Annotated in this window: 10 protein-coding genes; 6 read left to right on the top strand and 4 right to left on the bottom strand. The window is 68.3% G+C overall.

Annotated elements, in window-relative coordinates; translation table 11 throughout:
• A partial coding sequence (gene rsgA, locus ACR2JI_RS09880) for a ribosome small subunit-dependent GTPase A (protein ID WP_526389900.1) occupies positions 1 to 970 on the bottom strand: 970 nt, incomplete at its 3' end.
• Positions 967 to 2,250: a 3-phosphoshikimate 1-carboxyvinyltransferase gene (gene aroA, locus ACR2JI_RS09875; protein ID WP_526389899.1), complete on the bottom strand. Its 1,284-nt coding sequence runs from the start codon at positions 2,248 to 2,250 to the stop codon at positions 967 to 969. The genes rsgA and aroA, both read right to left, overlap by 4 nt.
• A gap of 43 nt (positions 2,251 to 2,293) precedes the next feature.
• On the opposite strand from aroA, the gene ACR2JI_RS09870 reads away from it, so the two are divergent.
• A complete protein-coding gene (locus ACR2JI_RS09870; protein WP_526389898.1) occupies positions 2,294 to 3,022 on the top strand; it encodes an SOS response-associated peptidase in 729 nt (242 codons plus the stop codon).
• Positions 3,023 to 3,111: 89 nt separating this feature from the next.
• Positions 3,112 to 4,650 carry an aldehyde dehydrogenase family protein gene (locus ACR2JI_RS09865; RefSeq protein ID WP_526389897.1) on the top strand — a complete coding sequence of 513 codons (1,539 nt, stop codon included), beginning with the start codon at positions 3,112 to 3,114 and terminating at the stop codon, positions 4,648 to 4,650.
• Here the strand turns inward: ACR2JI_RS09865 and ACR2JI_RS09860 are convergent.
• Positions 4,647 to 5,495 carry an SDR family oxidoreductase gene (locus ACR2JI_RS09860; protein ID WP_526389896.1) on the bottom strand — a complete coding sequence of 283 codons (849 nt, stop codon included), beginning with the start codon at positions 5,493 to 5,495 and terminating at the stop codon, positions 4,647 to 4,649. The genes ACR2JI_RS09865 and ACR2JI_RS09860 overlap by 4 nt on opposite strands.
• Positions 5,496 to 5,520: 25 nt before the next feature.
• On the opposite strand from ACR2JI_RS09860, the gene ACR2JI_RS09855 reads away from it, so the two are divergent.
• Positions 5,521 to 6,147, top strand: coding sequence for a sigma-70 family RNA polymerase sigma factor (locus tag ACR2JI_RS09855; RefSeq protein WP_526389901.1), 627 nt, complete (start codon positions 5,521 to 5,523; stop codon positions 6,145 to 6,147).
• A complete protein-coding gene (rsrA, locus tag ACR2JI_RS09850; protein WP_526389895.1) occupies positions 6,147 to 6,419 on the top strand; it encodes a mycothiol system anti-sigma-R factor in 273 nt (90 codons plus the stop codon). The genes ACR2JI_RS09855 and rsrA overlap by 1 nt, the downstream gene beginning before the upstream one ends.
• 136 nt (positions 6,420 to 6,555) lie before the next feature.
• Here the strand turns inward: rsrA and ACR2JI_RS09845 are convergent, their stop codons facing one another.
• Positions 6,556 to 6,630, bottom strand: coding sequence for a 50S ribosomal protein bL37 (locus ACR2JI_RS09845; RefSeq protein ID WP_085976028.1), 75 nt, complete (start codon positions 6,628 to 6,630; stop codon positions 6,556 to 6,558).
• Positions 6,631 to 6,762: 132 nt separating this feature from the next.
• On the opposite strand from ACR2JI_RS09845, the gene ACR2JI_RS09840 reads away from it, so the two are divergent.
• Together ACR2JI_RS09840 and ACR2JI_RS09835 are read left to right on the top strand one after the other, a co-directional pair.
• Positions 6,763 to 6,978, top strand: coding sequence for a biotin/lipoyl-binding carrier protein (locus ACR2JI_RS09840; protein ID WP_526389894.1), 216 nt, complete (start codon positions 6,763 to 6,765; stop codon positions 6,976 to 6,978).
• Between the two features lie 3 nt (positions 6,979 to 6,981).
• The gene (locus tag ACR2JI_RS09835) at positions 6,982 to 8,385 is read left to right on the top strand and encodes a sensor histidine kinase (RefSeq protein WP_526389893.1); all 1,404 of its coding nucleotides are present in this window, start codon (positions 6,982 to 6,984) and stop codon (positions 8,383 to 8,385) included.
• Positions 8,386 to 8,436: the final 51 nt, after the last annotated feature.

Genomic DNA, 8,436 nt, shown 5'->3' with positions numbered 1-8,436 from the left:
TGAGTACGACCAATAGTCTGCGGGCCGCCTCGACGCGGCGGGCTTGGGCACCGGTCAGCTGATCCAGCGCACATTCCGGGTCCGCCGGTGGCCCCAGATGTCCGCATCCGCGCGGGCAGTGCCCGGTCAGCTCGCCGAGGTCGGAGAACGCCGTGAGGACGTCGTCGGGCGCGATGTGGGCCAGGCCGAAGGACCGGATGCCCGGGGTATCGATGACCCAACCGCCGGCGGGCAGTGGCAGGGCTACCGACTGGGTCGAGGTGTGCTTGCCCTTGCCCACCCCGGATACCACCCCGACGGCCCGATCAGCCTGGGGGACAAGGCGATTCACCAAGGTCGACTTACCGACGCCGGAGTGGCCGAGCAGTACGGTGAGGTGACCGTCGAGTAGTTCCTGCACCGGTGCCAGCGGCTGGTCGCGGCCCGCGGTCACCACGATGAGATCCAGATCGGCGAACTGCGCGGCGAACGCTGCCGGATCGGCCAGGTCGGTCTTGGTCAGGCACAGGATCGGGGTGAGGCCGCCGGTGTAGGCGGCGATCAGCGCGCGGTCCACCAGACCGGTGCGCGGCGGCGGGTCAGCGAGTGCGACCACGGCCATCATCTGGTCGGCGTTGGCGACCACCACCCGCTCGGCTGGGTCGGTGTCATCGGCGGTGCGGCGCAGCACCGTACGGCGTTGGCCGCGCCGCACGATCCGGGCCAGGGTGTCCGGCCGGCCCGAGAGGTCACCGACCACGTCGACCTCGTCGCCGACCACGATCGGCGTGCGGCCGAGTTCACGGGCCCGCATCGTGGTCACCAGCCGATCCGGATCACCACCGAGCACGACGCCCCAGCGGCCGCGGTCGACCGTCACCACCATGCCCGACTCGGCGTCGGCGTGCTCGGGGCGAATCTTGGTGCGCGGACGCGAGCCCCGACCGGAACGGATCTTGACGTCGGACTCGTCGTATTCGCGTGCGCTCAAGCCGACCCCAGCATGTCCGACCACAGCCGCGGGAACTGCGGGAGCGTCTTGGCGGTGGTGGCGATGTCCTCGACGTCCACACCGCTGACCCGCAGGCCCACGATCGCCCCCGCCATCGCCATCCGATGATCGTGATAGGAGTGCCACACCCCGCCGTGCAACGGACCGGCGGTGATCACCAGGCCGTCGTCGGTCTCGTCGCACTGACCGCCCAACCCGGTGATCTCGGTGCGCAGCGCGGCCAACCGGTCGGTCTCATGCCCGCGCAGGTGTGCGATACCGGTCAGCCGGGAGACCGAACCCGGCTCGGCCAGTGCGGCCAGCGCGGCCACCGACGGCGCCAGCTCGCCGACGTCGTGCAGGTCCACCTCAAAGCCGGGGTAGCCGCCTGCGCCGGTGATCTCCAACGTCGAATCCTGTTCGGACACAGTGGCTCCGGTGAGTTTCAGGATCGCGAAGACCTGGTCCATGGGCTGGACGCTGACCGCGGGCCAACCGGTGATCCGCACCATCCCGCCGGTCACGGCGGCGGCGGCCAGGAACGGCACGGCGTTGGACAGGTCCGGTTCGATCAGCCAGTGCCGCGCCTGGATCGGGCCGGGCGCAACCTGCCACTGGTTGGGCACGGTGTCGTCGACCTCGACACCGGCCTCGCGCAACATCGACACCGTCATCGCGATATGCGGAGTCGACGGCAGCGACGATCCGGTGTGTATCAACGTCACACCGATCCGGAATGCCGCACCGGAAAGCAGCAGACCCGAGACGAACTGCGATGAGGCCGAGGCATCGATGTAGACGGTGCCGCCCCGGACCGACCCGTGTCCGCGGACCAGGAACGGCAGACCGCTGCCCTCGATGTCGACGCCGAGACCGCGCAGCCCGTCGAGAAGCGGAGCGATGGGCCGGGAGCGGGCCTGGTCGTCGCCGTCGAAGGTGACCGTTGCGGTGCTCAGCGCCGCCAGTGGCGGCACGAACCGCAGTACCGTGCCGGCCAGTCCGCAGTCGATCCGGGTCTGGGGGTCCGGGTCCAGCGAGCCGCCGACGCTCAACTCGGCGTGGTCGCCGTCGATGCGCAGGCCCAGGCTCTGCAGTGCGGCGATCATCAGGTCGGTGTCACGGCTGCGCAGGGCGCCGCTGATCCGGGATTGGTCGCCGGCCGCGGCGGCCAGGCCGGCCAGGATCAGCGCTCGGTTGGTGATCGACTTCGACCCCGGCACCGTGACGTCCGCGCGGACGGGCGCCGGGGCGTACGGCGCGGTCCACAGATCGGTGCTCACGGGTCTCTATCCTGCCCTGCCGCCGCGAGGGCACCATAGAGACATGTGCGGACGCTTCGCGGTTACCACCGATCCGGCCCGGTTGGCGGCGCAGATCGACGCGATCGACGAGACCGGAGGGCAGGTGCGCGGACCGAACTACAACATCGCCCCGACCGCGCGCGTCGCCGCCGTCGTCGCCCGCCATGACTCTCCCGACGATGAGGCGACCCGGCGGCTGCGGCTGATGCGCTGGGGGTTGCTGCCGCCCTGGGTGAAGGCCGGCTCGGATGGCGCCCCGCACGTCAAGGGGCCGCAGCTCATCAATGCCCGCGCGGAGACCGTCACCACCTCGCCGGCGTTCCGGTCGGCGGCGGCCCGCAAGCGCTGCCTGGTGCCGATGGACGGTTATTACGAGTGGCAGAGAAACGCCGATGACCCCAAGGGCCGTAAGACGCCGTACTACTTCCACCGCGCCGACGGGTCACCGCTGCTGGTGGGTGGACTGTGGTCGGTGTGGAAGCCGGATCCAGCCGTCGCCACATCAGCCGAGCCGCTGCTGACCTTCTCGGTCATCACCACCGCCGCGGTGGGCGAGCTGGCCACCGTGCACGACCGGATGCCGCTGATCCTGGACGGGCGCGACTGGGACCGCTGGCTCGACCCCGATGAAGCCGCGCCGGAGGACCTGCTCGCCGGCCCGCCCGATATCAGCGTCATCGCGATCCGGGAGGTGTCGACGTTGGTCAACCGCGTCGCCAACAACGGACCGGAACTTCTCGAGCCGGTGTGATCCGTGCGGGGGCCGATGATGACCTCGACGTTTTCCCCGGACTGTGATGGCGATAACATCGGCGTAGACCGTCGTGAGAGGAACCCGCAATGACCGCAGTTGAACCCAAGACCGACTCCATCACCGTGTACAACCCCGCCGACGGCAACGTCGTCGGCTCGGTTCCGGTCGACGGACCCGACACCGTCGCCGCGAAGGCGCGCGAGCTGCGGTTGTTCCAGCCGGAGTGGGAGGCCATCGGCCCCCGCGGGCGCAAGAAGTGGATGCTCAAGTGGCAGGACTGGGTCCTGGACAACGCCGACCTGCTGACCGACGTGCTGATGGCCGAGACCGGCAAGTCGCGCAATGACGCCAGCGTCGAGGCGGTCCTGATCGCCGACGCCATCAAGTACTGGGCCGGCAACGCCGAGGAGTTCCTCTCCGACAAGCATCCCGGCGCGCACAGCCCGCTGTTCAAGGTCAAGAAGCTCACCACGGTCTACCGGCCCTACCCGCTCGTGGGCATGATCGAGCCGTGGAATTTCCCGCTGGCCATGCTGGCGCTGGACCTGGTTCCCGCACTGGCCGCCGGTGCCGCGGTTCTGCTGAAACCCTCTGAGGTGACGCCACTTTCGGCCGTCGAGCTGGTCCGCGGCTGGAACGAGATCGGCGCCCCGCCGGTGCTGGCACTGGCCACCGGCTACGGCGCCACCGGTGCCTCGGTGATCGCGAACTCCGACTACGTCCACTTCACCGGGTCGACGGGCACCGGCCGCAAGGTCGCGGTTGCCTGCGCCGAGCGGCTGATCCCGTGCAGCCTCGAACTCGGCGGCAAGGATCCGGCGATCGTGCTGGCCGACGCCGACGTGGACCGCGCCGCCAACGGCATCGCCTGGGGCGGCATGTTCAACTCCGGCCAGGTCTGCATCTCGGTGGAGCGGGTCTTCGTCGAGGCCCCGATCTACGACGAGTTCGTCGCCAAGCTCTCCGAGCAGGTCGGCAAGATCGCGCAGGGTCAGGAGAAGGGTGCGGCCGCCTCGGGGTTCACCTACAACACCGGCGCGATGGCCACCCCGGCCCAACGTGACATCGTCGACCGGCACGTCAGCGAGGCCACCGCGGCCGGCGCCCGGGTGCTCGTCGGCGGCAAGCCCACCGGCGTGGGCACCTTCTTCCAGCCGACCGTGCTGGCCGATGTCACGCCGTCGATGAGCTGCATGGCCGAGGAGACCTTCGGGCCGACGTTGCCGGTGGTCAAGGTCAAGGATGAGGAAGAGGCCATCCGGCTGGCCAACGACTCGGTGTACGGGTTGTCGGCGACGGTGTGGACCGGCGACACCGCCCGCGGCGAGCGGATCGCCCGGCGCCTGGAGGCCGGCGCGGTCAACATCAACGACGCCATGACCAACGTGTTCTGCTTCTCGCTGCCGATGGGCGGCTGGAAGGAGTCCGGCATCGGCTACCGCGGCGGCGGCGCCGCCGGGCTGATCAAGTTCTGCCGTCAGCAGGCCATCACGGCACCGCGCATCCCCACCCAGAAGTCGGAGATGCTCTGGTACTCCTCGCCGCAGAAGCAGTCGAACTTCGCCCGCGCGGCCATCCGGGCCTTCTCCGGCCGCGGTAAGCGCCGGTTCGGCAAAAAGGGCTAAGCCGTATAGCCGGGGGGGTTGGGGGATTCGATCCAGAAGTCGACCCCCAACTCCGAACCCGGAACGCAGTCGTAGACCGAGAGGTCCGTGACACCGCTGTCGAGCAGCACGTCCTCGCACAGCAGCGTGTTGCCGGTGAACTCGCGGGCCGGTCGGCTCATGACCGCGTAGGCCGAGTCGGCGTACACCGCGGGCTTGCGGGAGCGCGACATCATCTCATCGCCGCCGAGCAGGTTCTGCACCGCGGCGGTGGCGATCGCGGTGCGCGGCCACAGGGTGTTCGATGCGATCCCGTATTCGCGCATCTCCTCGGCAACACCCAAGGCGCACAACGTCATTCCGAACTTGGCCATCATGTAACCGGTGGGCCGCAGCCATTTGGGCTCCAGCAGCACCGGTGGTGAGAGCGTCAGAATGTGCGGGTTCTCCCGGCCCTTCATGTGCGGGATGCAGGCCTGGGTCACGGCGTAGGTGCCGCGCACCTGGATGCCGTTCATCAGGTCGAATCGCTTGAGCGGAACTTCTTCGATGGAGCCCAGGTTGAGCGCCGACGCATTGTTGACGCACATATCGATGCCGCCGAACTGCTCGACCGCCTTTGCGACTGCTGCGGCGACGGAGTCACCGTCGCGCACGTCGCCGACGATCGGCAGGGCCTGGCCGCCGGCCTCCTCGATCTCCTTTGCCGCGGTGTAGATGGTGCCCGGAAGCTTGGGGTGCGGCTCGGTGGTTTTGGCCACCAGCGCGATGTTGGCGCCGTCAGCGGCCACCCGTTTGGCGATGGCCAGGCCGATACCGCGGCTGGCACCGGAGATGAACATGGTCTTGCCGGAGAAGGTTCCCATGAGCGACAGCTTAGGATCAGTGGCGATGACCGATATCGACGGTATGGATGCACCCGAGCGCGAGGAGACCGACGCCGAATTGACGGCGCGGTTCGAGCGCGACGCGATCCCGCTGATGGACCAGCTCTACGGGGCGGCCATGCGGATGACCCGCAACCCCGCCGACGCCGAGGATCTGGTGCAGGAAGCCATGGTCAAGGCGTATTCGGGGTTCCGATCCTTCCGGGCCGGCACCAACCTCAAGGCGTGGCTCTACCGGATCCTGACCAACACCTACATCAACAGTTATCGCAAGAAGCAGCGCCAGCCCGCGGAGTACCCCACCGAGGAGATCACCGACTGGCAGCTGGCCAAGAATGCCCAGCACACCTCGGCCGGTCTACGCTCCGCGGAGGTCGAGGCTCTGGAGAATCTTCCGGACAGTGAAATCAAAGAGGCTCTTCAAGCGTTACCAGAAGAGTTCCGGATGGCGGTGTACTACGCCGACGTCGAGGGCCTGCCCTATAAGGAGATCGCCGACATCATGGATACCCCGATCGGGACGGTGATGTCCCGCCTGCACCGTGGCCGCAAGCAATTGCGCACGACTTTGGCCGATGTCGCCCGGGAACGCGGGATGCTGCGCGGCGAACCCGCTGAGGAGGTGCTGTGATGACCGATCCAGGCACGGGTGATACCGACTGCGCGGTGGTCATGGCCGAGGTGTGGATGCTGCTCGACGGCGAGTGCACCGAGTCCGAGACCGTCCGGCTGCAGCGCCACCTCGACCAATGCCCGGACTGCCTGCGTCATTACGGCGTGGAGGAGCGGGTCAAGAATCTCATCGCCACCAAGTGCAGCGGGGAGAAGGCGCCGGAACACCTGGTGCAGCGGGTGCGGATCGAGATCAGTCGTACGACGATCATCCGCCACTACGAGGCCTAGAGGCCCAGCCCGCCAACTACTCCGCCGATTGTGAAGCTATCGTCACGCTCGGCGCCGAACGTGAAGCTAACTTCACACTGGGCGGCGTGGGGCGGTGTGGACGGGCGGGGTGGGGCAGCTCGATCAGGCGGTGCGATCAGGCGTTGGGACGACGGCCGTGGTTGGCCTTGCTGTGCTTGCGGTCGCGCTTCTTACGGCCACGCTTGGCCATGGTGGTACCTCCGTGCTCGGAAATCTTCGTCGATCGTTGGCCTTAGTGTCTCACGGCCCCGTGACCGTCCGCGAATCCGCTGTTGTGGTTAGGTAGACCAGCACCAGGAATTACGCCCACCAGGAGAGTGACATGGCCGAGGACGTCCGCGCCGAGATCGTGGCCAGTGTGCTTGAGGTTGTGGTCAGCACCGGTGATCGGATCGGTATCGGCGACACCCTGGTGCTGCTGGAGTCCATGAAAATGGAGATCCCGGTGATCGCCGAGGTTGAAGGGACCATCACCGAGGTCAATGTGGCCGTCGGCGATGTCATCCAGGCCGGCCACCTGATCGCCGTCATCGACTGATTCATGTCCACCCTCGGTGAGTTGCTCGCCGAGCACACCGTCCTGCCCGGCAGCGCGGTAGACCATCTGCACGCCCTGGTCAGCGAATGGCAGCTGTTGGCCGACATGTCCTTCGGCGACTACCTGATGTGGGTCCGTCGCGATGACGGCATGGTGGTCTGCGTGGCCCAGTGCCGCCCCACCACCGCCTCCACCCTGCTGATCAAGGACGCGGTGGGCACCGTCGTCGACGGGGACGGCCTGACCGGCGCCGTTCCGGTGCGCCACCGGGGTGAGGTGGTGGCGATGCTGACCCATCAGACCGCCCGTGACAGCCGGCGCACGTCGTCGCGGCTGGAGAAGGCCTACCTGGACTGCGCGGGGCTGCTGCTGCAGATGGTGTCGGAGGGCAGCTTCCCCAACATCGGCGAGCTGGCGCTGGCCCGGTCCAGCCCGCGGGTCGGTGATGGTTTCATCCGCCTCGACGTCGACGGCACCGTCGGCTACGCCAGCCCCAACGCGCTGTCGGCCTACCACCGGATGGGCCTGAGCTCGGAGTTGGAAGGCCACAACCTGCTGGCCATCACCGGACCGCTGATCTCGGATCCGTTCGCGGCCGAGGAGCTCACCGGGCACTTCGGCGACTCGCTGACCGGCGGGCCCAGCATGCGCCTGGAGGTCGACGCCGGCGGTGCGGTGGTACTGCTGCGCACCCTGCCGCTGCAGGTCAACGGCGCCTCGGAGGGGGCGGCGGTGCTGATCCGGGACGTCACCGAGGTCAAGCGCCGGGACCGGGCGCTGCTGTCCAAGGACGCCACCATCCGGGAGATCCACCACCGGGTGAAGAACAACCTGCAGACGGTGGCGGCCCTGCTGCGGCTGCAGGCCCGCCGCACCACCAGCCAGGAGGGCCGGGACGCGCTGATGGAGTCGGTGCGCCGGGTGGGCGCCATCGCCCAGGTGCACGAGGCGTTGTCGATGTCGGTGGACGAGGAAGTCGACCTCGACGCGGTGATCGACCGGATCCTGCCGAATATGAACGACGTCGCCCGGGTGGATTCGCCGGTGCGGATCCGTCGGGAGGGCAGCATGGGAGTGCTCGACGCCGACCGGGCCACCCCGCTGGTCATGGTGGTCACCGAACTGGTTCAGAACGCCATCGAGCACGCCTTCGACCCCGCCGACAAGCGGGGTTCGGTGACCATTCGCGCCGATCGCTCGGCCCGCTGGCTGGACATCGTCGTGCACGACGACGGCCGCGGGCTGCCGGCCGAGTTCAGCCTGGAGGACTCTCAGCAGCTCGGCCTGCAGATCGTGCGGACGCTGGTGTCCGCGGAACTGGACGGAACATTGCAGATGAGAGCCTCCGCGGGCGGCGGAACCGACGTGGTGCTGCGGGTGCCGATCGGCCGTTCCGGTCGGAAGTAGGCACGAAAAAAGTCGCGGGCCCCCGTTAGAGGGGGCCCCCCGCCCAAGATG

Source organism: Mycobacterium sp. (assembly GCF_051006775.1).
Lineage (GTDB): Bacteria > Actinomycetota > Actinomycetes > Mycobacteriales > Mycobacteriaceae > Mycobacterium.
The sequence above is the reverse complement of the archived record's forward strand: the minus strand, read 5'-3'. Positions and strand labels throughout refer to the sequence as shown.

Bases quoted from the DNA above. Each gene is read 5' to 3' on its own strand.
- ACR2JI_RS09870 (WP_526389898.1), top strand. From the start codon at position 2,294: ATGTGCGGACGCTTCGCGGTTACCACCGATCCGGCCCGGTTGGCGGCG.
- ACR2JI_RS09865 (WP_526389897.1), top strand. From the start codon at position 3,112: ATGACCGCAGTTGAACCCAAGACCGACTCCATCACCGTGTACAACCCC.
- ACR2JI_RS09860 (WP_526389896.1), bottom strand. From the start codon at position 5,495: ATGGGAACCTTCTCCGGCAAGACCATGTTCATCTCCGGTGCCAGCCGC.
- ACR2JI_RS09855 (WP_526389901.1), top strand. From the start codon at position 5,521: ATGACCGATATCGACGGTATGGATGCACCCGAGCGCGAGGAGACCGAC.
- rsrA (WP_526389895.1), top strand. From the start codon at position 6,147: ATGACCGATCCAGGCACGGGTGATACCGACTGCGCGGTGGTCATGGCC.
- ACR2JI_RS09840 (WP_526389894.1), top strand. From the start codon at position 6,763: ATGGCCGAGGACGTCCGCGCCGAGATCGTGGCCAGTGTGCTTGAGGTT.
- ACR2JI_RS09835 (WP_526389893.1), top strand. From the start codon at position 6,982: ATGTCCACCCTCGGTGAGTTGCTCGCCGAGCACACCGTCCTGCCCGGC.